The sequence below is a fragment of the Streptomyces sp. NPDC051136 genome (assembly GCF_044455745.1).
GTDB lineage: Bacteria > Actinomycetota > Actinomycetes > Streptomycetales > Streptomycetaceae > Streptomyces.
This window is the reverse complement of sequence record NZ_JBITFE010000010.1, coordinates 90867-114289: the sequence shown is the minus strand read 5'-3', so window position 1 is coordinate 114289 and position 23423 is coordinate 90867. Positions and strand designations below refer to the sequence as shown.

26 protein-coding genes are annotated in these 23423 nt (G+C 72.4%); 11 read left to right on the top strand and 15 right to left on the bottom strand.

The window, feature by feature from the left end; translation table 11 throughout:
* Positions 1-58: 58 nt before the first annotated feature.
* The 4 genes from ACIBCJ_RS27645 to ACIBCJ_RS27630 all read right to left on the bottom strand — a co-directional run bounded on the left by ACIBCJ_RS27645 (position 59) and on the right by ACIBCJ_RS27630 (position 3087).
* On the bottom strand, positions 59-1021 hold the full coding sequence (locus tag ACIBCJ_RS27645) for an electron transfer flavoprotein subunit alpha/FixB family protein (RefSeq protein WP_362096202.1): 963 nt from the start codon (positions 1019-1021) through the stop codon (positions 59-61).
* A gap of 53 nt (positions 1022-1074) precedes the next feature.
* On the bottom strand, positions 1075-1863 hold the full coding sequence (locus ACIBCJ_RS27640) for an electron transfer flavoprotein subunit beta/FixA family protein (RefSeq protein ID WP_365979782.1): 789 nt from the start codon (positions 1861-1863) through the stop codon (positions 1075-1077).
* Between the two features lie 220 nt (positions 1864-2083).
* Positions 2084-2593 (bottom strand): flavin reductase family protein, encoded by a 510-nt coding sequence (locus tag ACIBCJ_RS27635; protein ID WP_362502897.1) that lies wholly within the window; start codon positions 2591-2593, stop codon positions 2084-2086.
* A 146-nt stretch (positions 2594-2739) separates the two neighbouring features.
* Positions 2740-3087 carry a thioredoxin family protein gene (locus ACIBCJ_RS27630; protein WP_362096209.1) on the bottom strand — a complete coding sequence of 116 codons (348 nt, stop codon included), beginning with the start codon at positions 3085-3087 and terminating at the stop codon, positions 2740-2742.
* Between the two features lie 298 nt (positions 3088-3385).
* Here ACIBCJ_RS27630 and ACIBCJ_RS27625 point away from each other — a divergent pair, with 298 nt between their 5' ends.
* The gene (locus ACIBCJ_RS27625) at positions 3386-4114 is read left to right on the top strand and encodes a lysophospholipid acyltransferase family protein (RefSeq protein ID WP_365979781.1); all 729 of its coding nucleotides are present in this window, start codon (positions 3386-3388) and stop codon (positions 4112-4114) included.
* A 10-nt stretch (positions 4115-4124) separates the two neighbouring features.
* Here the strand turns inward: ACIBCJ_RS27625 and ACIBCJ_RS27620 are convergent, their stop codons facing one another.
* From ACIBCJ_RS27620 to ACIBCJ_RS27605, 4 genes are all read right to left on the bottom strand, one after another.
* Complete coding sequence (locus tag ACIBCJ_RS27620; protein ID WP_365979780.1) at positions 4125-4697, bottom strand: transglutaminase domain-containing protein; 573 nt, start codon at positions 4695-4697, stop codon at positions 4125-4127.
* A 96-nt stretch (positions 4698-4793) separates the two neighbouring features.
* Positions 4794-5864: a low specificity L-threonine aldolase gene (locus ACIBCJ_RS27615; RefSeq protein ID WP_365979779.1), complete on the bottom strand. Its 1071-nt coding sequence runs from the start codon at positions 5862-5864 to the stop codon at positions 4794-4796.
* Positions 5861-6607: an SDR family NAD(P)-dependent oxidoreductase gene (locus ACIBCJ_RS27610; RefSeq protein WP_362096220.1), complete on the bottom strand. Its 747-nt coding sequence runs from the start codon at positions 6605-6607 to the stop codon at positions 5861-5863. Before ACIBCJ_RS27610 ends, ACIBCJ_RS27615 begins: the two co-directional genes overlap by 4 nt.
* A gap of 65 nt (positions 6608-6672) precedes the next feature.
* Entirely contained in the window at positions 6673-8076 is a 1404-nt protein-coding gene (locus tag ACIBCJ_RS27605; protein WP_365979778.1) for a DUF6421 family protein, read from the bottom strand.
* Between the two features lie 227 nt (positions 8077-8303).
* Here ACIBCJ_RS27605 and ACIBCJ_RS27600 point away from each other — a divergent pair, with 227 nt between their 5' ends.
* Positions 8304-8987: a glycerophosphodiester phosphodiesterase family protein gene (locus ACIBCJ_RS27600; RefSeq protein WP_365979777.1), complete on the top strand. Its 684-nt coding sequence runs from the start codon at positions 8304-8306 to the stop codon at positions 8985-8987.
* 46 nt (positions 8988-9033) lie between these two features.
* Here ACIBCJ_RS27600 and ACIBCJ_RS27595 read toward each other — a convergent pair whose 3' ends face one another.
* Positions 9034-9573 (bottom strand): GNAT family N-acetyltransferase, encoded by a 540-nt coding sequence (locus ACIBCJ_RS27595; protein WP_362096227.1) that lies wholly within the window; start codon positions 9571-9573, stop codon positions 9034-9036.
* Positions 9574-9649: 76 nt separating this feature from the next.
* Here ACIBCJ_RS27595 and ACIBCJ_RS27590 point away from each other — a divergent pair, with 76 nt between their 5' ends.
* Positions 9650-10042, top strand: coding sequence for a VOC family protein (locus ACIBCJ_RS27590; protein WP_133886786.1), 393 nt, complete (start codon positions 9650-9652; stop codon positions 10040-10042).
* A gap of 120 nt (positions 10043-10162) precedes the next feature.
* Positions 10163-10927, top strand: coding sequence for a VOC family protein (locus tag ACIBCJ_RS27585; RefSeq protein ID WP_365979776.1), 765 nt, complete (start codon positions 10163-10165; stop codon positions 10925-10927).
* A 72-nt stretch (positions 10928-10999) separates the two neighbouring features.
* Here the strand turns inward: ACIBCJ_RS27585 and ACIBCJ_RS27580 are convergent, their stop codons facing one another.
* Together ACIBCJ_RS27580 and ACIBCJ_RS27575 are read right to left on the bottom strand one after the other, a co-directional pair.
* Positions 11000-11563 carry a MarR family transcriptional regulator gene (locus ACIBCJ_RS27580; protein WP_362096235.1) on the bottom strand — a complete coding sequence of 188 codons (564 nt, stop codon included), beginning with the start codon at positions 11561-11563 and terminating at the stop codon, positions 11000-11002.
* On the bottom strand, positions 11560-13248 hold the full coding sequence (locus tag ACIBCJ_RS27575) for an FUSC family protein (protein WP_365979775.1): 1689 nt from the start codon (positions 13246-13248) through the stop codon (positions 11560-11562). The genes ACIBCJ_RS27580 and ACIBCJ_RS27575 overlap by 4 nt, the downstream gene beginning before the upstream one ends.
* Positions 13249-13455: 207 nt before the next feature.
* Between ACIBCJ_RS27575 and ACIBCJ_RS27570 the strand changes: the two genes are divergently transcribed.
* The 4 genes from ACIBCJ_RS27570 (at position 13456) to ACIBCJ_RS27555 (ending at position 17007) form a co-directional block, all read left to right on the top strand.
* Positions 13456-14055 (top strand): DUF5134 domain-containing protein, encoded by a 600-nt coding sequence (locus tag ACIBCJ_RS27570; RefSeq protein ID WP_365979774.1) that lies wholly within the window; start codon positions 13456-13458, stop codon positions 14053-14055.
* Positions 14056-14383: 328 nt separating this feature from the next.
* A complete protein-coding gene (locus ACIBCJ_RS27565; RefSeq protein ID WP_362502921.1) occupies positions 14384-15319 on the top strand; it encodes a M56 family metallopeptidase in 936 nt (311 codons plus the stop codon).
* A gap of 45 nt (positions 15320-15364) precedes the next feature.
* Positions 15365-16066 (top strand): phosphatase PAP2 family protein, encoded by a 702-nt coding sequence (locus tag ACIBCJ_RS27560; protein ID WP_365979773.1) that lies wholly within the window; start codon positions 15365-15367, stop codon positions 16064-16066.
* A gap of 167 nt (positions 16067-16233) precedes the next feature.
* Positions 16234-17007, top strand: a complete 774-nt coding sequence (locus ACIBCJ_RS27555; protein ID WP_365979772.1) for a TetR/AcrR family transcriptional regulator — start codon at positions 16234-16236, stop codon at positions 17005-17007.
* Here the strand turns inward: ACIBCJ_RS27555 and ACIBCJ_RS27550 are convergent.
* A complete protein-coding gene (locus ACIBCJ_RS27550) occupies positions 16995-18497 on the bottom strand; it encodes a hypothetical protein (protein ID WP_365979771.1) in 1503 nt (500 codons plus the stop codon). The genes ACIBCJ_RS27555 and ACIBCJ_RS27550 overlap by 13 nt on opposite strands.
* A 206-nt stretch (positions 18498-18703) precedes the next feature.
* Here ACIBCJ_RS27550 and ACIBCJ_RS27545 point away from each other — a divergent pair, with 206 nt between their 5' ends.
* A complete protein-coding gene (locus ACIBCJ_RS27545) occupies positions 18704-19360 on the top strand; it encodes a DUF305 domain-containing protein (RefSeq protein ID WP_365979770.1) in 657 nt (218 codons plus the stop codon).
* A gap of 66 nt (positions 19361-19426) precedes the next feature.
* On the opposite strand, the gene ACIBCJ_RS27540 is transcribed toward ACIBCJ_RS27545, so the two are convergent.
* Positions 19427-19882: a DUF6214 family protein gene (locus tag ACIBCJ_RS27540; RefSeq protein ID WP_365979769.1), complete on the bottom strand. Its 456-nt coding sequence runs from the start codon at positions 19880-19882 to the stop codon at positions 19427-19429.
* Positions 19883-20063: 181 nt separating this feature from the next.
* On the bottom strand, positions 20064-20426 hold the full coding sequence (locus tag ACIBCJ_RS27535; protein WP_365979768.1) for a helix-turn-helix transcriptional regulator: 363 nt from the start codon (positions 20424-20426) through the stop codon (positions 20064-20066).
* A 140-nt stretch (positions 20427-20566) separates the two neighbouring features.
* On the opposite strand from ACIBCJ_RS27535, the gene ACIBCJ_RS27530 reads away from it, so the two are divergent.
* Positions 20567-21646 (top strand): NADH:flavin oxidoreductase/NADH oxidase, encoded by a 1080-nt coding sequence (locus ACIBCJ_RS27530; RefSeq protein WP_365979767.1) that lies wholly within the window; start codon positions 20567-20569, stop codon positions 21644-21646.
* A 211-nt stretch (positions 21647-21857) separates the two neighbouring features.
* Positions 21858-22661 carry a pectate lyase gene (locus ACIBCJ_RS27525; RefSeq protein WP_365979766.1) on the top strand — a complete coding sequence of 268 codons (804 nt, stop codon included), beginning with the start codon at positions 21858-21860 and terminating at the stop codon, positions 22659-22661.
* 4 nt (positions 22662-22665) lie between these two features.
* On the opposite strand, the gene ACIBCJ_RS27520 is transcribed toward ACIBCJ_RS27525, so the two are convergent.
* Complete coding sequence (locus ACIBCJ_RS27520; protein ID WP_362096760.1) at positions 22666-23418, bottom strand: PaaX family transcriptional regulator C-terminal domain-containing protein; 753 nt, start codon at positions 23416-23418, stop codon at positions 22666-22668.
* Positions 23419-23423 lie beyond the last annotated feature (5 nt).

Here is a 23423-nt window from a genome sequence, read left to right as displayed (position 1 = left end):
AGGCCCCCGCGACCACGGTCGGTCGCGGGGGCCTCGGCACGTGCTGCGGCCGGGAGGGTCAGCCCTTGCGGGACTTGACCTCCTCGGTGAGCTGCGGGACGACGTCGAAGAGGTCGCCGACGACGCCGTAGTCGACCAGCTCGAAGATCGGGGCCTCGGCGTCCTTGTTGATCGCCACGATCGTCTTCGAGGTCTGCATGCCCGCGCGGTGCTGGATCGCGCCCGAGATGCCGGAGGCGATGTACAGCTGCGGCGAGACGGACTTGCCGGTCTGGCCGACCTGGTTGGTGTGCGGGTACCAGCCCGCGTCCACCGCGGCGCGCGAGGCACCGACGGCCGCGCCGAGCGAGTCGGCCAGTGCCTCGATGATCGCGAAGTTCTCCGCGCCGTTGACACCGCGGCCGCCGGAGACCACGATCGCGGCCTCGGTCAGCTCCGGGCGTCCGGTCGACTCGCGCGGGGTGCGCGCGGTGACCTTGGTACCGGTCGCGGCGTCGGAGAAGGTGACCGACAGGGCCTCGACGGCGCCGGCGGCCGGGGCGGGCTCCACGGCGGCCGAGTTCGGCTTGACCGTGATGACCGGAGTGCCCTTGGAGACACGGGACTTGGTGGTGAAGGCGGCGGCGAACACCGACTGGGTGGCCACCGGGCCCTCGTCGCCGGCCTCCAGGTCGACGGCGTCGGTGATGACGCCCGATCCGAGACGCAGCGCCAGGCGGGCGGCGATCTCCTTGCCCTCGGCGGAGGACGGGACCAGCACGGCGGCCGGGGAGACCGCGGCGACGGCGGCCTGCAGGGCGTCCACCTTCGGTACGACCAGGTAGTCGGCGTACTCGGCGGCCTCGTGGGTGAGGACCTTGACCGCGCCGTGCTCGGCGAGGGCGGCGGCGGTGTCACCGGCACCGTTGCCCAGCGCGACGGCGACGGGCTCGCCCACGCGGCGGGCCAGCGTCAGCAGCTCCAGGGTCGGCTTGCGGACGGCGCCGTCCACGTGATCGACGTAGACGAGAACTTCAGCCATGGGACTTCTTCTCTCCTGCTTGCGAAAGATGAGGGGCGGTAAGGGGGCGGGCCTCAGATGAACTTCTGGCCCACGAGGAACTCAGCGAGCTGCTTGCCGCCCTCGCCCTCGTCCTTGACGATCGTGCCCGCGCTGCGCGCCGGACGCTCGGCCGCCGACTCCACGACCGTGTACGCGTTCTCCAGGCCGACCTCGTCCTCGTCGATGTCGAGGTCGGACAGGTCCCAGGACTCCACCGGCTTCTTCTTGGCCGCCATGATGCCCTTGAAGGACGGGTAACGGGCCTCGCCCGACTGGTCGGTGACCGACACGACCGCCGGCAGCGACGCCTCCAGCTGCTCCGTGGCCGCGTCGCCGTCGCGACGGCCCTTGACCGTGGCACCCTCGACCGAGACCTCGGACAGCAGCGTCACCTGCGGCACGCCCAGGCGCTCCGCGAGCAGCGCCGGGACGACGCCCATGGTGCCGTCGGTGGAGGCCATGCCGGAGACGACCAGGTCGTAGCCGGCCTTCTCGATCGCCTTGGCGAGCACCAGGGAGGTGCCGATGGCGTCGGTGCCGTGCAGGTCGTCGTCCTCGACGTGGATCGCCTTGTCCGCGCCCATGGACAGCGCCTTGCGCAGGGCGTCCTTGGCGTCCTCGGGGCCCACCGTCAGGACGGTGACCTCCACGTCGTCGTCCGAGTTCTCCGAGATCTGCAGCGCCTGCTCGACCGCGTACTCGTCCAGCTCGGAGAGCAGACCGTCCACGTCGTCCCGGTCGACGGTCAGGTCATCGGCGAAGTGCCGGTCGCCAGTGGCGTCGGGCACGTACTTCACAGTGACAACGATCCTCAAGCTCACGCCGGCTCTCCTACTGCGTCGACATTTCAGTGCTGCCTCTTGCAGGCAGCATAGGCGCCCCAAGCGGCCGATCCCGGTCGGGGCGACCCGCGCTCCGCCCGGAATATTACTCGTCAGTACATCCAGTTCTTTCCCGCTAAGCAAGCGCTTTGAACTGTGACCTTCGCAACGCAGCGTAACCGGAACCCGACACCCCCGCAGAAGGCGCCCCGCGGGCCGATCAGTCGCGCAGCCCCTGGTAGCGCCCCTGGTGGTACAGAAGTGGCCTGCCCTCTCCCGCCGGGTCGCCGAGGAGTACCTCCGCCAGCACGATCCGATGGTCCCCGGCGGGCACCCGGGCGACCGCACGGCACACCAGCCAGGCGAGCACACCGTCCAGTACGGGCACCCCCTTCGGCCCCTCCCGCCAGGCCGTGGGCGCCGCGAAGCGGTCGGCGCCGCTGCGGGCGAAGGTGGCCGCGAGCTCCTCCTGGTGCTCACCGAGCAGATGGACGCCGACGTGCTCGGCCTCGGACACCGCGGGCCAGCTCGACGAACCGGTGCCGATCCCGAAGGAGAGCAGCGGCGGGCGGGCGGAGACGGAGGTGAGGGACGTGGCCGTGAAACCGACCGGGCCGCCGGGACCGGGTGCGGTGATCACGGCGACGCCCGCCGCGTGCCGCCGGAAGACGGACCGCAGCAGGTCGTCGGTGGCGGGCCGCGGCGCGGCGAGGTCGGGGCCGACCGGCATGCGGGTCCCTCCTTCCGCGTTGCGCCTCGGCCCCGGGAGCGGGGAACGGGACGCGGGGGCAGGCTGACGACGGGTGGTACACACAGTCAATTACGTCTCGGGGTCTCGAAGCAGTGGAGAAGACCTCACGACTGCCGTGTCGCTCGTCACACCGCCTCGCCCAGCGCGGCGACGACGTCCGCCTTGCGCGGCAGGCCCACGGCACGGCGTACGACACGGCCGTCGGCGTCCAGCACCAGCACGGTGGGGGTCTTGACCACGTCGAGGGCGCGGACGAGGTCCAGGTGACCCTCGGCGTCGATCTCGACGTGGGTCACGCCTGGGACCATACCGGCCACCTCGCCGAGGACCCTCCGGGTGGCCCGGCAGGGCGCGCAGAAGGCGCTGGAGAACTGCACCAGCGTCGCGCGCGGGCCGAGTTCGGCACCCAGGTCGGCCGCACCCAGCCGCGGGACGGCGGCCTCGGACCGCCTGCCGTCGTGCCGCTCGCGCATCGGCGCGCCCCCGTTCCGCCGCCGTCGCGGCACTCATCGGCACGCGTTCGCCCGCGCGCCGCCGGTCGGTCCTCCGCAGGTGCAGCGCTCGCGGGGCGGCGGAGATTCCCGCTCACCAACGCTTTTCGGCCACGACAGGGCCGCGCGAGTGATGAGGATTACGCCGCACCCGGGCACCAAGGCTGGTACACCGGCCGTTCTTGGGGCACGATCTGCGACAAGCCGCAAACCTACGGCTGCGTAACTTTCGACTGGGAGTTTCCCTTCCCAGGCTGACAAGGAAGGGCCCGACCCGCCCATGGCAGAACTCGTCTACCGCCCGGTCATCGGTCTCGCCTGCACCATGTTCAAGGTGTGGGACCTCAAGATCGACTGCCGTGGGTCGGAGAACATCCCGCGCACGGGCGGCGCCGTCCTGGTGAGCAACCACATCAGCTACCTGGACTTCATCTTCGACGGTCTGGCCGCGCTGCCGCAGAAGCGGCTGGTGCGCTTCATGGCGAAGGAGTCGGTCTTCCGGCACCGCGTCTCCGGTCCGCTGATGCGCGGGATGAAGCACATCCCGGTGGACCGCAAGCAGGGCGAGGCGGCCTACGCCCACGCCCTCGACTCGCTGAAGTCCGGGGAGATCGTCGGGGTCTTCCCGGAGGCGACGATCTCCGAGTCGTTCACCCTGAAGAGCTTCAAGTCGGGAGCCGCGCGGCTCGCGCAGGAGGCGGGCGTCCCGCTGGTGCCGATGGCGCTGTGGGGCACCCAGCGTCTGTGGACCAAGGGCCACCCGCGCAACTTCAAGCGCAGCCACACCCCCATCACCATCCGGGTCGGCGAGGCGATGGAGGCCCCGCGCGAGCAGTACGCGGGCGCCATCACCCGGCGGCTGCGCGAGCGCGTGCAGGAGCTGCTGGAGGCGGCGCAGCGCGCGTATCCCGTGCGCCCCAAGGGCGCCGACGACACCTGGTGGATGCCGGCCCATCTCGGCGGCTCGGCGCCGACGCCCGAGCAGCTGCGCACCGCCCAGGCGCACTGAGCCGCACGCCTCACAGCGCGGCCGGCAGGGTCCGCCACAGGTGCGGACGGTCGGTAGCCGCCTTGAGGACGTCCAGCACCACCGGATGCGGCGCGGCGTACAGCTCCGGGTAGTCCGCCTCGCCCGCCGCCCGGTCCGGCGTGAAGGCCAGGTGCTCCCTGCCCAGGGAGAACCGCGCGTCCACGCCGGGCTTGTTCCCGCGCGGGTCCTGCCGGTGCCAGGCGCCGTCGAGGCGGACCGCGACCAGACCGTGCACCACGTCGAACCGCTGGTAGCACAGCGCGGTGGGGATGTCCTCGGCCCGCAGCAGCGCGGCCAGCGCGTGGGCCTTGGCGTAGCAGATGCCGGTGCGCTGCTCCAGGACGTCGGAGGCCCGCCAGGTGACGCGCGGGTCCCCGGAGTCCTGTGAGTGCGGGATGGTGTCGCGCACGAACTCGAAGGCCAGCCGCGCATAGGCATACGTGTCCTCCGCCTCTTTGGCGAGCAGGCCGGCCGTCTCCCGCACGCGCGGGTGCTCGTGGTCGATGGCCTCGTCGGACGCCAGGTAGGCGGACAGGTCAGGGGTTTGCTGGATCAGCTCCATGCCCGCAGAGCATAGGAAAGCGATCACCCGTCAGTCAATGACTTTTCAGGTGACCGCATACCTATGCAGCCTCGCTCGATCCATGGGGATCTCGCGTCAGCGCGCCGTCTCCTCCTTCAGGGCGGCCACGAACGCGTCGACGTCGTCCTCGGTGGTGTCGAAGGCGCACATCCAGCGCACGTCCCCGGCGGCCTCGTCCCAGAAGTAGAACCGGAACCGCTTCTGCAGGCGCTCGCTCACGTCGTGCGGCAGCCGGGCGAAGACCGCGTTGGCCTGCACCGGGTAGAGGATCTCGACCCCGTGCACGGCGCGCACGCCCTCGGCCAGGCGCTGGGCCATCTCGTTGGAGTGCCGGGCGTTGCGCAGCCACAGGTCCTTGGCCAGCAGAGCCTCCAGCTGCACGGACACGAAGCGCATCTTGGAGGCCAGCTGCATGGACAGCTTGCGCAGGTGCTTCATGTGGCGCACCGCGTCCTGGTTCAGCACCACGACCGCCTCGCCGAACAGGGCACCGTTCTTGGTGCCGCCCAGGGAGAGGAGGTCGACGCCGACCGCGTTGGTGAACGTCCGCATGGGCACGTCCAGCGAGGCGGCGGCGTTGGCTATCCGGGAGCCGTCCAGGTGCACCTTCATGCCGTGCGCGTGGGCGTGCTCGCAGACGGCACGGATCTCGTCGGGTGTGTAGAGGGTGCCCAGCTCGGTGCTCTGGGTGATCGAGACGACCTGCGGCATCGCCCGGTGCTCGTCGTCCCAGCCGTACGCCTGCCGGTCCATCAGGTCGGGCGTGAGCTTGCCGTCGGGGGTGGGGACGGTGAGCAGCTTCAGGCCGCCCATGCGCTCGGGGGCGCCGCCCTCGTCGACGTTGATGTGCGCGCTCTCGGCGCAGATCACCGCGCCCCAGCGGTCGGTGACCGCCTGGAGCGCGACGACGTTGGCGCCGGTGCCGTTGAAGACCGGGAACGCCTCGGCGCCGGAGCCGAAGTGGCTGCGGATCACCTGCTGGAGGTTGGCGGTGTAGTCGTCCTCGCCGTACGCGACCTGGTGCCCGCCGTTGGCCAGTGCCAGGGCGGCGAGCACCTCGGGGTGCGCGCCGGCGTAGTTGTCGCTGGCGAAACCGCGGACCTCGGGGTCGTGGTGGCGACGCGCGTCGGTCTTCGGGGGGTTCACGGCTTCTCGGTCAGCCACAGACGGTTTCCGTTCACTTCCGCGGCAGGCTTGTCCCAGACACCGGCGACGGCCTCGGCGAGGTCACGCACGTCCGTGAAGCCCGCGAACTTCGCGTTGGGACGCTCGGCGCGCATCGCGTCGTGCACCAACGCCTTGACCACCAGGATCGCAGCCGCCGACGTCGGCCCCTGCTCGCCCCCCGCCTTGCGGAAGTAGTCCCCCATGGCCAGCGTCCACGCCTCGGCGGCGGCCTTCGCGGCCGAGTAGGCGGCGTTGCCCGCGGTGGGACTGGACGCGCCGGCGGCGCTGATCAGGACGTAGCGGCCGCGGTCGCTGCGCTGGAGCGCCTCGTGGAAGGCGAGGGACGTGTGCTGCACGGTGCGGATGAGCAGGTTCTCCAGGAGGTCCCAGTCGCCCAGCTCGGTCTTGGTGAAGGTCTTGCTGCCGCGCCAGCCGCCCACGAGGTGGACCATGCCGTCGACGTGGCCGAACTCCTGCTCGATGCGGTCGGCCCAGGCCCGGGTGGAGTCCAGGTCCAGCAGGTCGACGGTCTCGCCGGTGACCGTGGCGCCGCCGTGCGCGTAGCGCGCCGCGTCCACGGCCTCGGCGAGCCGCTCCGGGTCGTTGTCCGCGCCGACGACGGTCGCGCCCGCCTCGGCGAGCCGCAGCAGCGCGGCCCGTCCGGCGGGTCCGCCCGCCCCTGCCACCGCGATCACCGCGCCGTCGAGCGCCCCGTTCCCCATGGTCCTCGCCTCCCGAGCCTGCCGAGCCTGTGTCCGTTCGTGTCCGTGCGTGCCGCCGCCGTCGCTCACGCGGCGGCCCGCTCGGCGCCGTCCGCGGCCGCGGTGATGCCCCGGGTGGCGGCGATCACCTTCTTGAGCTTCTTGGACAGGGCCTCGTAGAACATGCTCAGCGGAAACTCGTCGGGAAGCACGTCGTCGACGAGTTTGCGCGGCGGCAGGGACAGGTCCAGGGCGTCGGGGCCCTTGGCCCACTTCGAGCCCGGGTGCGGGGCGAGGTAGGTGGAGACCAGCTCGTAGCCGGCGAACCAGTGGACGATCTTCGGGCGGTCGATGCCGTCGCGGTAGAGCTTCTCGATCTCGGCGCACAGCTGGTTGGTGACCTGCGGGGCGCGCTGCCAGTCGATGAAGAGCTTGTTGTCGGTCCAGCGGACGACGTCGTGCTTGTGCAGGTAGGCGAAGAGGAGCTGGCCGCCGAGACCGTCGTAGTTGCGCACCCGCTCGCCGGTCACCGGGAAGCGGAACATGCGGTCGAAGAGGACCGCGTACTGCACGTCGCGGGCCTGCGGGACACCCTCGTCCGCCAGCTTCACGGCCTCCTTGAAGGCGGTGAGGTCGCAGCGCAGCTCCTCCAGGCCGTACATCCAGAACGGCTGGCGCTGCTTGATCATGAACGGGTCGAACGGCAGGTCGCCGTGGCTGTGGGTGCGGTCGTGGACCATGTCCCACAGGACGAAGGCCTCCTCGCAGCGCTTCTGGTCGTCGACCATGGCGGCGACGTCCTCGGGCAGCTCCAGGCCCAGCAGGCCCACGGCGGCCTCGGTGACGCGGCGGAAGCGGGCGGCCTCGCGGTCGCAGAAGATGCCGCCCCAGGAGAAGCGCTCGGGGGCCTCGCGCACGGCGATGGTCTCCGGGAAGAGCACGGCCGAGTTGGTGTCGTAGCCGGCCGTGAAGTCCTCGAAGGTGATGCCGCAGAACAGCGGGTTGTCGTAGCGGGTGCGCTCCAGTTCGGCCAGCCAGTCGGGCCAGACCATGCGCAGCACGACCGCTTCGAGGTTGCGGTCCGGGTTGCCGTTCTGCGTGTACATCGGGAAGACGACCAGGTGCTGGAGGCCGTCCGCGCGGTTCGCGGCGGGCTGGAAGGCCAGCAGCGAGTCGAGGAAGTCGGGGACTTCGAAGCCGCCGTCGGCCCAGCGGCCGAGGTCCCGCACCAGGGCCTCGTGGTAGGCGGCGTCGTGCGGCAGCAGCGGGGACAGCTCGCGCACGGCTCCGGTGACGCGGCGCACGGCCTCCTCGGCGGCGGCCCGCTCGGGGGCGCCCTCGGCGTCGAAGTCGATCGACCCGTCCGCGGACTGCCATGGCCGGATCTGCTCCACGGCATCCTTGAGCACGGGCCATGCCGGGTGCTCCACCACCCTGCTCACCGGAGGAACGTTCCCCTCCGCACCCACCTGCACAAGAATTTCCGTCATGTCCCATCCTCCACGGGAGAAGCTAGCGTCACGACACCGTAGACATACGACGTTTCTCCAATCAAGGGGAGGTCCCGTAAATTATCCTGCCTCACCCCGGGCTTCGCCGCATTTTTTCCTGTCGAACGCCGAGTTCGTATACCCGGCGCGGCACAGGGGAAACGGTCCGGCAGGGCCGTTAGGCTGCCGCCCTGCCCACGCCGACGTCGACGGAAGCGAGTCGAGCCTTGAACTTCCTCACCATCGGTCACCGCGGAGCGATGGGTGTCGAACCCGAGAACACCCTGCGTTCCTTCGTCGCCGCCGAGCAGGCCGGCCTCGACGTCGTCGAACTGGACCTGCACCTGAGCAAGGACGGTGCGCTCGTCGTCATGCACGACGCCGACGTGGACCGCACCACCGACGGCACCGGAGCGATCGCCGACAAGACGCTGGAGGAGCTGCGCGCCCTGGACGCGGGCCGCGGGGAGCGGATCCCGGTCTTCGAGGAGGCGCTGGACGCCGTCTCGGTCCCGTTGCAGGCCGAGATCAAGGACGCGGCGGCCGCGCGCGTCCTGGCCGAGGTGATGCTGCGCCGGGACCTGGTGGACCGGGTGGAGGTGATCTCGTTCCACGACGAGGCCATCGTCGAGATCGCCCGGCTGGTACCGGGGGTGCGGACCGCCCTGGTCGCGCAGTACTACGGCCCCGAGGTCGTGGACCGCGCCGTGGCGGCGGGCGCCGGGACCCTGTGCCTGGACATCAACAGGATCACGCTGGAGATCGTGAAGAAGGCCCGCAAGGCGGGTCTGCGGGTCTTCTCCTGGACCGTGAACACCCAGGACCACCTGCGACTGGTGCGCGCCCTGGGACTCGACGGCGCGACGACCGACTACCCGGAGATCAAGCGCACCGGCCGCTTCACCGCCTGAGCGCGCCGCGCCGGCTCACCGGGCGGGCCGAGCGGCCGGAGACCGGTCACACCAGCGGCTTGACCAGCAGCTCGAACTGGAGGTCGTCGCGCTGCGGGATGCCGAAGCGCTCGTCGCCGTACGGGAAGGGGGTCATCTCTCCCGTGCGGCGGTAGCCGCGGCGCTCGTACCAGGCGATCAGGTCCTCGCGCACGGAGATCACGGTCATGTGCATCTCCGTGACGCCCCACGTCTCGCGGGCCCGCCGCTCGGCCTCCGCGATGATCGCCTTGCCCAGCCCCGAGCCCTGGAGCGCCGGGCTGACGGCGAACATCCCGAAGTAGGCGTGGGCCCCGCGGTGCTCCAGCTGGCAGCAGGCCACGATGCGGCCGTCCCGCTCCACCGTCAGCAGACGGCTGTCCGGCGCCTTGACGACGTCCAGCACGCCCTGCGGGTCGGTGCGCTGCCCCTGGAGGATGTCCGCCTCGGTGGTCCAGCCGGCCCGGCTGGTCTCGCCCCGGTAGGCGGACTCTATGAGCGCCACCAGCGCGTCCACGTCGGTGTCGGTGGCGTCGCGGTAGGTCAGTGGGCCGGCGGTGGTGTCCATGTGGGGCGTCTCCGGTTCGTGCTCGGGCGCGGCGGGGGCACCGAAGAGAGTAACGCTGCCGCTAGGGTCGGTCCGCATGGTGCATGTACTCAGCAGCCGGACGCTGCTCCGCCCCACCGACCCCGACCGCTCCCGCGCCTTCTACGGCGAGCAGCTCGGCCTCGCCGTCCACCGGGAGTTCGGCACCGGTCCCGAGCGGGGCACCGTCTACTTCCTCGGCGGCGGCTTCCTGGAGGTCTCCGGCCGCTCCGAGGCGCCCGCCGCGCCCGGGCTCGCCCTGTGGCTCCAGGTCGAGGACGCCGCCGCGGCCCACGACGAGCTGCGGGCCAAGGGGGTCGAGATCGTGCGGCCGCCGGTCGAGGAGCCGTGGGGGCTGGTGGAGATGTGGATCGCCGACCCGGACGGCACCCGGATCGTGCTCGTGGAGGTGCCCGCCGGGCATCCACTGCGCTACCGGCCCGGGATCTGATCCCTCGGTCGGGCGTCGCGGGCGCGGTGCGTTCCCGCCGGATGGCCGCGGCCCCGGCCCGGCCTTAGCGTGCTGGAGGGGGCGGACGGTCCGCGGCCCCGGCGGAAGGACGCCACCACGATGAAGCTCCACGAACCGGTGACCGGCGGGCCCTGCTGGGCGGAGCTGGGGACCACCGACCTGGAAGCGGCCAAGAGGTTCTACACCGAGCTGTTCGGCTGGTACCCGCACTCGGACCCGCGGCAGCAGGCGGGCGGCTACACGATCGCGCGGATCGACGACGCGGCGGTCGCCGCCCTGACCCCGCTGCGCCGGCCGGGGCAGCCGGTCGCGTGGAACGTGTCGTTCGCCGTGCGGGACGCGGACACGGCCCTGCGGCAGGTGACGGCGGCCGGGGGGACGGCCCTCCAGGGGCCCGCGGACGTCTTCGACACGGGCCGCTTCGCGGTGGCCGCCGATCCCACCGGGGCGTCGTTCCAGTTGTGGCAGGCACGCACCTTCCCCGGTGCCGGGCTGTTCAACGCGCCCGGCACGCTGGGCTGGGTGGAGCTGCTGACCCGGGAGCCCGACCGGGCCGCCGACTTCTACACCACGGTCTTCGGGTGGAGCGTCACCCCCTCGCCGGGTTACCCGCAGTGGGGGATCGACGGGGCGGACTTCGGCGGCATGGTGACCATGGACGACAAGTTCCCGCACGAGGTGCCGGCGCACTGGCTGCCGTACTTCGCGGTGGCGGACGTGGACACCGCCGCGGCCGGCACGACCGACGGCGGCGGCACCGTGCTCATGGAGCCGACCTCCGTGCCCGACGGGCCGCGCATCGCGGTGCTGCGGGATCCGCAGGGCGCGATGTTCGGCGTGTACCGGGCGGGCGACGAGCGCTGACCCGCCGGGCGCAGGAGGACGGCGGGGCGTCGGAGGGCGGCAGGGGCGGCGGAGGACGGCAGGGGCGGCGGATCAGGCGCGCAGCGCGTCCAGGCGGCCCTCCAGCTGGCTCAGCAGCCCGCCGAGGAGCGCCGCCAGCTCACCCTGCCGGGGTCCGTCCACGCCGGACAGCACGGCGGACTCGTAGGCGAGCTGATCGGGCAGGATGCCGTCGACGAGGTCACGCCCGGCGTCCGTGAGGCGGAGGTGGGCGACCCGGCGGTCCCGGGTGTCGCCGCGCCGCTCGACGAGACCGCGCTCGGTGAGCTGCTTGAGGCGCTTGGTGACGGCGGCGCCGGAGGAGAAGGTCTCCCTGGCCAGCTCACCGGGGGTCAGCTCGTGCCCGGTGCGGCGCAGCGCGCCGAGCAGGTCGAACTCGGCCCGGCTGAGGCCCGCCCGGCGCAGCGGAGCGTCCTCGGCCTGCTGGAGGAGGGCGGCGCAGCGGTTGATGCGGCCGATGATCTCCATGGGCCCGGTGTCGAGGTCCGGGCGGACGGCCCGCCACTGACGTACGACCGCGGCCACGGTGTCCCCGTCCGGTCCCGTCCCCCCGTCGCCGGCTCCCCCGCCGTCGGCTGTCCCGTCGGTTGCGGTCATGGCCGTACGTCCTCCGTTCTCGTGCCCGTGTCCAGGTCCGGACGCGCTGCCCGGCGTCGCACCACCTCGGCGAGCGTACGGTGTCCGGACTGCTCGGCGAGCACGACCCTCTCCTGGGGCAGCGCGCGTCCCCACCATTCGCCGGCCGCCCCGTCCGCGGTGGCCCGCAGGTCGGTCAGCGCGGCGGCCAGGCTCCGGCGGGCGGCTTCCAGGGCGCCGGTGGCGGGGGCCGGCTCGGCGAGGAGGCGCGCGGCGCCTTCCCGGGCCCGGTCGGCCGCGGCCACCGCCTGTTCGACGCGGTTGCCGGCGCGCCGGTTGGTGACGGCGACGGCGGCGAGGAAGCCGACCAGGGCCCCGACGAGGGTGTCGACGGCCCGCTCGGTCATCAGGTCGCCGGGGGCCTGGTAGCCGGCGAACTCGGTGACGAGCAGGGCCATCGGGGTCACGCAGACGCTGCCGAGCCAGTAGTTGCGGGTGATGAGGGCCTCGGCGCCGAAGTTCAGGGCGAGGCAGCACAGGACGAGCAGCGCCTGACCGAGGTGCGCGAGCGGGGCGATGGCGGCGAAGAGCAGCACCCCGGCGAGGTTGCCGACCACCCGCTGCACGGCCCGGCTCCAGGTCAGGGTGAGATTGGCCTGGTAGAGCGCGGCGGCGGTGACCAGCGCCCAGTACGGGCGGCCGATGCCGAGCGCGAGGGAGGCGTAGCCGGCCAGCGCGCAGCCGAGGGCGGTGCGTGCGGCGATCGGGGCCAGCGGGCCGAGCCGCTGCCGCAGGGGCGCGGGGCGGGCGGCGAGTTCGGCGTCCACGCCGAGGAGTTCCTGCCGGTCCCCCGGTGTGCCGCCGGTGCGGGGGATCCGGCCGCCGCCGCGCAGGGCCAGGGCCCAGCCGCGCAGCCGCTCGGGGTCGGTGTCGGCCGGGGCGGCCAGTGCGACCTCGGCGCGCACGACGAGGCGCTCCAGGGCGTGCCGGGTGGTGGCGCGGGTGCCCGTGGCGGGGAGGGACAGCAGCGTCTGCCAGGCGGCCTGTACGGCGGCGTACCCGGCGGCGCGGGCGGAGGCGTGGCCGTCACCGGTACCGCCGGTGACGGCGTACGCGGCGGCGGCGTTCAGCGCCTGAGCGGTGGCCCGGCGCTCCGGGCCGTGCGGGCGGACCAGGGCGGGGGCCATGCCGACCAGCCAGGCCCAGACGCCCGCGGCGGCGGCCAGCGCCAGGTGACCGGGGACGTGGTCGAGGGTCTGCGGGACGAAGAGGGCGGCGGAGCTGATGAAGGTCAGGACCACGTTGCCCGGCGGGCCGACCCGGGTCGCGTCGCACAGCGTCTTCTGCACGGCGGCCAGCAGGGCGCCGACGGTGACGAGGACGACCGCGTTGCGCGTGAGGGAGGCGGTGACGAGGGCGACGGCGACGCCGCCGAGCATGCCGAGCACCACCCACGCCAGGGTGCGGGCGCGGGCCGCGTAGGGGCGGTTGTGCGCGTAGAGCGCGCACAGGGACCCGGCCATCGTGTACATCGCCAGGTCGAGCCGGCCGAACGCCAGCAGGAGCAGGTTGGGAGGGGCGACGGCGGCGACCGAACTCAGGGCGGGCTTGAACCAGATCTCGGAGGGCCGGCGCAGGCGCAGCACGCCTGCCAGGGACAGACGTCGGACCGGTGGGGTGCCGGGGGTGGGGGTCGCACTGCTCATGAGAAGGAGATTAACAAGTGTTTTACCAGTAAATCAAATGTGCCGGAGGTCACCCCGCGCCCTGTCCGCCTCGCGACCTGCGGCGTTCCCGGGCGACTGGAACGCGCGCTCCCCTGGTGCCCCCCGCGTACCCCCTTGCGCTCGCGTGCACGCCGCGTGGCCCGGGCAGTCCTTGACGGACCGTGGACCGCGGAACGGGGAGGTGCTGTGCACGGACCGGCGTCGTCCGGATGGCTGCTGGTCGCGCTGTGCGCGGCGACCGGCGTGTACTGCCTGCTGCGCATGCGCAGCTGCGTCGAGGAGCAGCGCAGCGCCGCGGGCGGCGAGGCCCTCATGGGGTTCGGCATGGCCGCCATGGCCGTGCCCGCGGCCGCGTTCACCCCGCCGGCCTGGGTCTGGCCCGGCTATGCGGTGGTGTTCGGCGCGGCCGGGCTGCGGGCGTTGTGGGCCGCCCGGACCGGGCGCCACCACGTGCACCATCTCGTGGGCGCCGCGGCGATGGTCTACATGGCGGTGGCGATGACCGGGTCCCCCGCGCACGCCCATGCCCACGGCTCGTCCGGCACACCGGTGCTGACCGGAGTGCTGCTGCTCTACTTCACGGGATACGTCCTGCTGACCGGCGTACGCCTGATACCCGTCGTGGCGGTGACCGGCGGCGGCCCGGGGACACCGGTCGCGTCCGCGGCGGACAGGTCGGGAGCCGGCGGCCGTCCGGCGACGGGGTGGGGCGACCGGCCGGAGCTGGCCCTGGCCTGCCGCCTGTCCATGGCGATCGGGATGCTGGCGATGCTGCTGCCCCTGTGACACGGACGCCGACGGCCCGCCCACTCGGAGCGTGCCGCACGGCCGGCCCGCACGGACACCCGGCCTGCACGGAGCCCAGACTGCACGGGGACCGGCGGGCACGGAGCCGGCTTGCACGGGACCCGGCCTGAGCGGGCGTCGGCCTGCGTGGAGCCCGGCCTGCGGGGCCTGGCCTGCCGGGGCCCCGGCCCGCGCGGGCCCGGCCTGCGTGCGGCCCCGGCCTGCCGAGACCCCGGCCTGCCCGGCGGACGTCGTGGGCAATCGTTGGCTGCGTCACTTCGCGTCCAGGGCCGTACTGCCGACGGCGCGGCGCTCATAGGCTGCCCCCATGATTCTCCCCGCGGCACTGCTGCTGCTCGGCACGCTGACCGCCGTGCTCGCCCCGAGGCTGCTCGCCCGGGCCGACTGGCCGGATCGCGAACCGGTGGTCGCCCTGTGGGCCTGGCAGTGTGCGGTGGCGGCGGTGATCGTGTGCTGCGCGCTGTCGATGACGTTCAGCGCGGCGGCGGCCTGGCACGCCGTGGGCGGTCCCGTCTTCGCGACGGCCCCCGGACGCGTGGTCGAGGCGTACGCGCTGGGCACCTCGGGACTGTGGGCCGACACGACCGCGCTCACCCTGGCTTGCGGCGGTCTGTGGAGCGTCGCGATGCTGACCCGTGAGGTCGTGCGGGCCCGCTCCCGGCGTCGGCTGCGCCGGGCGGAGCTGAGGCACCGCGCTCCGCTGCTGCCGGGCGAGGAGCCCGGCCCCGGCCGGCTCGTCGTCCTGGAGGGCGAGCGGCCGGACGCCTGGTGGCTGCCCGGCACTCCCCCGCAGCTGGTGGTCACCACCGCCGCGCTGCGCCGCCTCGAAGGCCGGCAACTGGACGCGGTGCTCGCCCACGAGAAGGGCCACGCGCAGGCGCGCCACGACTGGCTGCTGCACTGCTCCGTCGCGCTGGCCGACGGTTTCCCGCGGGTCCCGGTCTTCGCGGCGTTCCGCGACGAGATGCACCGCCTGGTCGAACTGGCCGCCGACGACGTCGCCTCCCGCCGCTTCGGGCGGCTGACCACCGCCCTGGCCCTGGTCGAACTCAACGAGGGCCGGGGCGTCTTCGGCCCGTGCCCGACCGCTCAGGCCCAAGTCCCGCAGCGGGTCCACCGCTTGCTCACCCCACCGAACCGGCTCACGGCGGGCCGGAGGCTGCGGCTGACGGCCGCCGCCGCGCTGGTGCCCGCGGTTCCGGTCCTGGTGGCCTTCGCACCGGGACTGCGGGCGCTGGGCTAGCAGGGGAAGTGGCCCCGGAGGACCCGGTTCGGCGAGTATCGCAGCATGCAGACGCCGCCGGTCGACTCCCCGCCCGCCCCGCCGCAGCCGCGCACGGCCCTTCGTGCCGCCTGGGTACTGGCCGTGTGCTCCGCACTCGTGCTCACCCTGGTCGCCGTCGAGTGGGGGCCGCTGCTGAGACTCGACGACGACGTCGCCGGCACGACCCACCGCTGGGCCGTCGAGGAAGGCGGCATCACGCGGACGATGCGGGTCCTCACCGACTGGGTGTGGGACACCTGGACGATGCGCCTGCTGTGCGCGGCGGTGGTGGTGTGGCTGTGGTGGCGCCGTGGCGACCGGTGGACGGCCGGGTGGCTGGCGGCGGCGTGCCTGTCGGGCAGCCTGCTGCAACAGGTCCTGAAGGCGGCGGTGGACCGCCCCCGCCCGGTCTGGCCCGACCCCGTGGACTCCGCGCACTACGCGGCCTTCCCCTCCGGGCACGCCATGACCGCCACCTTCGTGTGCGGCCTGCTGGTGTGGCTGCTGCACCATTACGGCGCCGGGCGCCTCTGGCGTCGGGCCGGCCTCTCCGTGGCCCTGCTCTCCGTGGCCGGGGTGGGCGTGACCCGGGTGTGGCTCGGCGTCCACTGGGCCTCGGACGTCGCCGGCGGCTGGCTCCTGGGCTCCCTGGTCGTGGCCCTCGCCGTGCTGGTGCACCGGCGAGGGCATCCGCGAACCGATCGGCCGGGTCCTGACCTGGGCTGACGGGTTTCGCCCGGTACGCATGTAGCCCGAGGCAACCATGGGGCGGTGCCGTCCGCCTCGGACGATCCCCCGTGTCGCCCGAGGCAGACGGTGCGGACGATCCGTGAAGGTCCGTCCGCCTGCGCCGAGTATAGTTGGCTGGCAGCCAGTCAACGCAGGAGTACAGCATGTCCCCGCGCAGCGCCTCGGTCAATGAAGAATTGCGGCGGCGCTCGAAGGAGCGTCTTCTGCAGGCCGCCGTGGAGCTGGTGGGCGAGCGCGGGTACGAGGCGACCACGCTGGGCGACATCGCCGACCGGGCGGGCTCGGCACGCGGACTGGTCTCGTACTACTTCCCCGGCAAGCGCCAGTTGGTGCAGTCCGCGGTGCACCGGCTGATGCACCGCACCCTTGAGGAGGCCCTGGAGCGCGAGCCGCGCACCTCGGAGGGGTGCGAGCGGCTGGCGCGGGCCATCGACGCGATCCTGGGACTCGCCCGGGACCGGCCGGTGCTCATGCGCCAGCACATGGCGGGGCTGCTCCAGGCCGAGGTGGGCTTCGTACCGTGCCCCGAGCAGCGGCGGCTCGCCGAGCTGCTGCGCGACACCATGGCCCGGCACGGCTCGCAGGACGTCGACCGTGACTACCCGATGCTGCGCGCGCAGTTGATGGGCGCCGTCTTCGCGGCCCTCGTGCCCGGGGTGCCGATGCCGGTGCCGGAGCTGCGCGCCGAGCTGTTCGAGCACTACCGGCTGGACTGGAAGCTGGGCGTCCCGCCGGATGCCGGGGCACCCGGCGGGACGACGTGCGACCCGGACCTGTCGCGGTTCTTCGAGACCGGCGGCCCGGTCCACCCGGACCACGCAGACCACGCGGACCACATGGGCCGGGTGGACCGGACGGACCCGGCCGGGCGGACGGACCCGGTGGACCGGACGGACCCGGCCGCTCAGTCGAAGTAGTCCGGCTGCGTCTGCGTGTTGAGCTCCCGCAGGTGGACCCGCTTGGCCGGGTCGGTGCGCCGGTCGCTGAGCTTGAGGACGTCGAAGCCCTTGGCGATGTCGTTCGAGTAGATGTAGCCGTTGTAGTAGTACGCCGACCAGGAACCGCCGGTGATCATCGTGTCGGTGCTCAGCGGGCCCCGCTCGAAGTAGGCGATCTCCTTGGGCCGCGAGGAGTCGGTGAACTCCCAGACGGAGACGCCGCCCTGGTACCAGGCCTGGACCATGATGTCCTTGCCCTTGACCGGGATCAGCGAGCCGTTGTGAGCCACGCAGTTCTCGGTGTCCGCCTGGTGGCGCGGGATCTTGAAGTAGCTGCGGAAGACCAGCTTGCGGTGGTCGCCCCGGCCGACGATGTCGTAGATGCCGTCGGCGCCGCGGTCCGGGCCGATCTCCGCGTTGCAGGTGGCGGCTCCGCCGCCGCCCAGCTCGTCGGTGAAGACGACCTTGTTCGCCTTCTGGTTGAAGGTCGCCGAGTGCCAGAACGCGAAGTTCACGTTGTCCTGGACACGGTCGATGACCTTCGGGTGCTCGGGGTCCTTGAGGGAGAACAGGATGCCGTCGCCCATGCAGGCGCCCGCCGCCAGGTCCTCGCTGGGCAGGACCGTGATGTCGTGGCAGCCGGTGGTCTTGGTGACGCCCGGGTTGGTGGGCCCGCCCGGGTTGCCGCCGCCGTCGGGGCCCTCACCGGGGAACAGCACGGGGAAGCCCACCAGGGCCGCCCGCTCGGGTGCCTGGCGCGGCACCTTGATCACGGAGATCCCGTCGTGCGGCGGTTGGCAGTCGGGGTAGGCGGCGTTCGGCGAGTAGGAGGAGACGTAGATGTAGACGTTCTTGCGCTCGGGCACCAGCGTGTGGGTGTGCGAACCGCAGGCGGTCTCGACCGCGGCGACGTACTTCGGGTTCCGCTTGTCGCTGATGTCGAAGACCTTCATGCCCTCCCAGGAGGACTTCTCGGTCGCGGGCTGCGTGGTGCTGTTGCAACTGCTGTCGCTGCGCGAGGAGTCGGTCGACAGGAACAGCAGGTCCCCGGAGACGGAGATGTCGTTCTGCGAGCCCGGGCACAGCACCTGGGCGACGGTCTTCGGCTTCTTCGGGTTCTTGATGTCGAAGATGCGGAAGCCGTCGTAGTTGCCTGCGAAGGCGTAGCTGCCCTGGAAGGCCAGGTCCGAGTTGGTGCCGGGCAGCGCGTCCTTGGGGATGTTGGTCAGGTGCTCGATGTTGTCGGAGTGGACCGGCTCGTCCTGGCCGGGTATCCCACCGCTCTCGATGGCTTCGCGCACTTCGGCGCGCGCGCTCTTGGACACCTCCTTCGACGTGGCCGGACCGTCCCCGGGGTCGGGGGTGGCCATGGCCGGTCCTGCGGTGAGCAGCGCGGACAGGAGTCCGGCGGCGGCAGCCGCGACTCCCAGGCGTCTGCGCCGCGTTCGCGGGTCGCTCAACAGGGTCACTGTTTCCTCCCAACGTCCGTTCCGGTTGGAACGGTTCACGCACCACGCAGTATCGTCTTCGCCATGCACATACCAACAGGGGGCAACAAAGACGCAATGAAGTTTTTTGATCACTGACGCGCGGAAGCGTGCTAGGACGGTCATCGCACCCCCAAGGTGTTCCGCTTCCCTCCCGCAGGGAGCGCCCCCAGTCACAGGAGGTCGTCGTGTCCCCTCGCCCCGGGTTGTCCAGCGCGTCGCTCGTCATGGCCTCGATGAGCGCACTGGCGGTGCTCGCGCTGGGAGCCTGCGACTCGGGATCGGACACCGGCGCGGCGGCCGCGGCCGGCCCCTCGGTGATCGCGCCGGGCAAGCCGGGCGAGGGCAACCGGACCCTGTCGGCCGAGGACGCGGAGAAGCAGCGCGCCGACGACGACTCCCCCAACTCGGCGGACGTCTCCTACGCGCAGATGATGATCCGGCACCACGCCCAGGCGCTGGAGATGACCGAACTGGCCCCGGAGCAGGCCGACTCCGGCCGGGTCAGGAAGCTGGCGGAGCGGATCTCGGCCGCTCAGGGTCCGGAGATCAAGGCGATGGAGGGCTGGCTCGAGACCAACGGCGAGAAGACGGCGGGTGGTTCGCACGAGCACGCCGCGATGCCGGGCATGGCGACCGAGGCACAGCTGAAGAAGCTGCGCGCGGCGCGCGGCAAGGCCTTCGACCAGCTCTTCCTGACACTGATGATCACTCACCACGAGGGCGCGATCAGTATGGCCGCGGACGTCAAGTCCGAGGGAAACAACGTACGGATCGAGGAGATGGCCGACGACGTGGTCGCCCAGCAGACGAGTGAGATCTCCCGGATGCGCGCGATGCTGTGACGCCGCGACGCTCCGGCGACGGAACGGACTCTCGCCGCGACGGTGGAACGGGCTCCCGGTTGCGCCTCAGCGGCGCGCGCGACGCGGCGTCAGGAAGCCTTCGTCGCGCGCCTGGCCGATCAGCCTGAGCGACTTGCGCCTGCTGTGCCCGGTCGCACTCATCACCGCGAGGACCGGATCGCCGCCCTCCTCCCGGGCCGCCCGGTACTCCTGGGCAACCAGCCTGCGTCCCTCCCGTCCGCGCGGCCAGGCGGGCCTGGCCCGCCGCGACGCGGCCGGAACGCCGCGGGCCGCGACCGGCACGCAAGCCTCGAACAGCGGGTTCTCCAGCCACTCGGCGAGCACCGCCAGGTCGTCGAGGGACAGCGGCGGCCGGGCCCGCACGTCCTCGACCCGCACGTCCTGGCCGAACAGCACGGCGAGCGCGTCGATCCGGGCACCGTCGGCGAAGGCCAGCCGGACGTCGAACCACGAGGTCGTGGTGCCGCCCTCGCTCACCACCCAGGCGTGCCGCACGGACATCTCACCCTCGTCCGGACAGCGGTCGGAAAGCTGAAGAAAACGATCAACGAAGGATGCTTCGAGCACATACGCAACGTAACCGAATGATCACATTCCATACGAACGGAACACGCTTCGTTCAGTCGGCGCGGCACCCTGTCAGCGGAGCGGCCGCGCCGGGACAGGCGGCCCGGCGCGGGGGTCAATCGCCCCCGACGACGGCCGCCTGACGGGCGGCCGCGGTCAGCAGCGCGTCGAGCAGCCCGGGGAAGAGGGTGTCCAGGTCGTCCCGGCGCAGACCGTTCAGCTTGGCCGTGCCCCGGTAGGTCTGCCGGATCACCCCGCTCTCGCGCAGCACCCGGAAATGGTGCGTGGTGGTGGACTTGGTGACCGGCAGGTCGAAGTGCGAGCAGGAGAAGAGCGCGTCACTGTCGGCGGCGAGGTCCCGCACGATCCGCAGCCGCACCGGGTCGGACAGCGCGTGCAGCACCCCTTCGAGCCGGATCTCCGCACGCGTGGGATGGGGCAGCTCGCGGGCGCCGGCGGCGGTGGCGGCGGGGGGCACGGCGACTCCGGTTCGTCAGGGGTCCCGCCGGTCGGCGGGGTATCCATTGTACGAAGGACGCCGTAGTTTGACACTCGACGTACTACGAGGGTTACCGTACGAGTCGTCCCGAACCGCAGCGTCCCAGGGAGCAGCCCGCCATGAGCGCACTCTTCGAGCCCCTCCGGCTCCGCGACACCACGATCCCCAACCGGATCTGGATGCCGCCGATGTGCCAGTACTCGGCCGCGCCGGAGGGCCCGGCGACAGGCGTGCCGGGCGACTGGCACTTCGCGCACTACGGCGCCCGCGCGGTGGGCGGCACCGGTCTGATCGTCATGGAGGCCACGGGCGTGTCGCCCGAGGGCCGCATCTCCCCGCAGGACCTCGGGCTGTGGAACGACACGCAGGCCGAGGCGTTCCGCCGGATCACGGACTTCATGCGCTCCCGGGGCACGGTCCCGGCGATCCAGCTGGCCCACGCCGGCCGCAAGGCGTCGACCGCGCAGCCCTGGAAGGGCGGGGCGCCGGTGGGGCCGGACGCGTACGGCTGGCAGCCGCTGGCGCCGAGCGCGCTGGCGTTCGACGAGCGGCACCCGGTGCCGACCGAGCTGACGGTCCCGCAGATCCAGGAGCTGGTCGGCCGGTTCGCGGACGCCGCACGCCGGGCACTGGCCGCGGGTTTCGAGATCGTCGAGATCCACGGCGCCCACGGCTACCTGATCCACGAGTTCCTGTCGCCGTACTCCAACCACCGCACCGACGCCTACGGCGGCTCGTACGAGAACCGCACCAGGTTCGCCCTGGAGGTCGTCGACGCCGTACGGGAGGTGTGGCCCGACGACAAGCCGCTGTTCTTCCGCGTCTCGGCGACCGACTGGCTGGAGGAGGGCGGCTGGACGCCGGACGACACCGTCCGCCTCGCCGGTGACCTCCGGGACCACGGCGTCGACCTCCTGGACGTGTCCACCGGCGGCAACGTGCCGCGCGTCCGGATCCCCACCGGGCCCGGCTACCAGGTCCCGTTCGCCGCGCAGGTGAGGGCCGGGAGTCCGCTGCCGGTCGCCGCGGTCGGCCTGATCACCGAGGTCGGGCAGGCCGAGAAGATCCTGGCCAACGGCGAGGCCGACGCGGTCCTGCTCGGCCGCGAGCTGCTGCGCAACCCGTCCTGGGCGCAGTACGCGGCGCGGGAGCTCGGCGCGGACGCCCGGATGCCGGACCAGTACGGCTGGGGGATGTAGCGGCGGGGACGCGGGGGTGGGGTTTCGCGCGAGGCGTTGACCAGAAAGCGCTTACCCTCTACGGTCCGTTCATCAGCATGACCGTCTCGAACGTCGCAGGCCTCCGTTTCGCCTAGGGGAGCCTGCGGCGTTCGGGTAAGCGGTCAGACTGACGGGCAAGGTTCACGTACATGTTCCGTTCCACCCCCACCCCTTCGGAAGGGACCAGAACATGACCGCTGCGACACACCCCCGCCTGCCACGGCGCGCGGCGACCGGCGCACTGACGGCGCTCGGACTCTCGATTGGCATGCTCATGACTTCCGGGGCCACCTCGGCCCACGCCGCCACCTGGCCGACCCCCAACGGCAGTCAGGGCGTCTCCTCCACCATCTCCGTCTCCGGCACCAAGGACTACGGGATGAAGCGCCTGTACGGCACCGGCGACCTGGGCTCCGACGGCCAGGACGAGGACCAGGGTCCGATCCTGGAGCTCGCCCCCGGCGCCGTCCTCAAAAACGTGATCATCGGCGCCCCTGCCGCGGACGGCGTCCACTGCAAGGGCAGTTGCACGCTCCAGAACGTGTGGTGGGAGGACGTCGGCGAGGACGCGGCGACCTTCCGGGGCTCCTCGTCGTCGAACGTCTACACGATCTCGGGCGGCGGCGCCAAGGAGGCCAGCGACAAGGTCTTCCAGTTCAACGGCGCGGGCACCCTGAACGTCTCCGGTTTCGCCGTCAAGAACTTCGGCACCTTCGTCCGCTCCTGCGGCAACTGCTCGACGCAGTACAAGCGGACGATCAACCTCAGCGGTATCGAGGTGAACTGGAAGGGCGGCCGGATCGCCGGCATCAACACGAACTACGGCGACAGCGCGACCCTGCGCAACATCACGATCGTCGGGGACAGCAGCAAGAAGATCGTCCCGTGTCAGAAGTACATCGGCAACGACGACGGGGACGAGCCGGACTCGAACGGTTCGGGAGCCGACGGCACGTACTGCAAGTACTCCTCGTCCGACATCACCTACAAGTGACGCCTCAGGTCCGGGTGGTGTGCGCCCGGACCTGTCCGGACTGCTCCCGCTGATAGCGCGCGTAGGCGTCCCGCAGGGCCTCCCCCGGCCAGCCGGGCGGGAGCAGCTCCGCGGGCAGCACCGGATCGGCGAGCAGGTGCCGTACCACAGCCGCGAAGGCGGTGAGGCGGTCGGCCGGGCGCCGTGCCCGGCCGACGTGGTCCAGCAGGGCCCGGGCGTGCTCGGACCACTCCCCCAGCGGCCACAGGCGCGCGGCCAGTTCGGCGGCCGGGGACGCGGGCCGCGAGACGAGCCGCTCGGCGACCGGGCCGAGGTCGGCGGGCAGCGGGCGGTCGAGGTTGGCGGGGCGCAGCCAGACACCCTCGCGGAGTTCGGCCAGGCGCAGGGCCGTCAGCCGGGTGCGCAGTTCGGCACGGGCGGCGGGCCCGCGCCCCGTCGCGGTGATCACGAGCGTCTCCCAGTCGCCCTGCCACGCGCGCGTGTGCGGGCCGAGGGCCTCGTCCTGGCGCCGCTGGCGCTCCAGCAGCCGCTCGCTGAGCCGGTATCCGGTCCCCGTGCGCCGCAGGTCCCCGGCGGCGGCCATCCGGCTGAGCGCCGCGCGCGCGGTGGAGGCACCGACGTCGAAGCCCTCCACGAGCCGCACCAGCTCCCGCGCCGGAAGCTCGGGCGGATGGGTGCCGAGCAGCAGGCTCAGGATGACCGACCGCGCGGACAGCGGACGCGGTCCGGGCCCGCCGAGGGCCTCCGCACCGTTCATCCGCG

Excerpts from the sequence above, each read along its gene's own strand:
- ACIBCJ_RS27530 (WP_365979767.1), top strand. The coding sequence starts at position 20,567 with ATGAGCGCACTCTTCGAGCCCCTCCGGCTCCGCGACACCACGATCCCC.
- ACIBCJ_RS27590 (WP_133886786.1), top strand. The coding sequence starts at position 9,650 with ATGGTGCATGTACTCAGCAGCCGGACGCTGCTCCGCCCCACCGACCCC.
- ACIBCJ_RS27645 (WP_362096202.1), bottom strand. The coding sequence starts at position 1,021 with ATGGCTGAAGTTCTCGTCTACGTCGATCACGTGGACGGCGCCGTCCGC.
- ACIBCJ_RS27620 (WP_365979780.1), bottom strand. The coding sequence starts at position 4,697 with ATGGAGCTGATCCAGCAAACCCCTGACCTGTCCGCCTACCTGGCGTCC.
- ACIBCJ_RS27630 (WP_362096209.1), bottom strand. The coding sequence starts at position 3,087 with ATGCGCGAGCGGCACGACGGCAGGCGGTCCGAGGCCGCCGTCCCGCGG.
- ACIBCJ_RS27625 (WP_365979781.1), top strand. The coding sequence starts at position 3,386 with ATGGCAGAACTCGTCTACCGCCCGGTCATCGGTCTCGCCTGCACCATG.
- ACIBCJ_RS27585 (WP_365979776.1), top strand. The coding sequence starts at position 10,163 with ATGAAGCTCCACGAACCGGTGACCGGCGGGCCCTGCTGGGCGGAGCTG.
- ACIBCJ_RS27520 (WP_362096760.1), bottom strand. The coding sequence starts at position 23,418 with ATGAACGGTGCGGAGGCCCTCGGCGGGCCCGGACCGCGTCCGCTGTCC.
- ACIBCJ_RS27565 (WP_362502921.1), top strand. The coding sequence starts at position 14,384 with ATGATTCTCCCCGCGGCACTGCTGCTGCTCGGCACGCTGACCGCCGTG.
- ACIBCJ_RS27560 (WP_365979773.1), top strand. The coding sequence starts at position 15,365 with ATGCAGACGCCGCCGGTCGACTCCCCGCCCGCCCCGCCGCAGCCGCGC.
- ACIBCJ_RS27525 (WP_365979766.1), top strand. The coding sequence starts at position 21,858 with ATGACCGCTGCGACACACCCCCGCCTGCCACGGCGCGCGGCGACCGGC.
- ACIBCJ_RS27555 (WP_365979772.1), top strand. The coding sequence starts at position 16,234 with ATGTCCCCGCGCAGCGCCTCGGTCAATGAAGAATTGCGGCGGCGCTCG.
- ACIBCJ_RS27635 (WP_362502897.1), bottom strand. The coding sequence starts at position 2,593 with ATGCCGGTCGGCCCCGACCTCGCCGCGCCGCGGCCCGCCACCGACGAC.
- ACIBCJ_RS27580 (WP_362096235.1), bottom strand. The coding sequence starts at position 11,563 with ATGACCGCAACCGACGGGACAGCCGACGGCGGGGGAGCCGGCGACGGG.
- ACIBCJ_RS27540 (WP_365979769.1), bottom strand. The coding sequence starts at position 19,882 with ATGTCCGTGCGGCACGCCTGGGTGGTGAGCGAGGGCGGCACCACGACC.
- ACIBCJ_RS27575 (WP_365979775.1), bottom strand. The coding sequence starts at position 13,248 with ATGAGCAGTGCGACCCCCACCCCCGGCACCCCACCGGTCCGACGTCTG.
- ACIBCJ_RS27610 (WP_362096220.1), bottom strand. The coding sequence starts at position 6,607 with ATGGGGAACGGGGCGCTCGACGGCGCGGTGATCGCGGTGGCAGGGGCG.
- ACIBCJ_RS27595 (WP_362096227.1), bottom strand. The coding sequence starts at position 9,573 with ATGGACACCACCGCCGGCCCACTGACCTACCGCGACGCCACCGACACC.
- ACIBCJ_RS27605 (WP_365979778.1), bottom strand. The coding sequence starts at position 8,076 with ATGACGGAAATTCTTGTGCAGGTGGGTGCGGAGGGGAACGTTCCTCCG.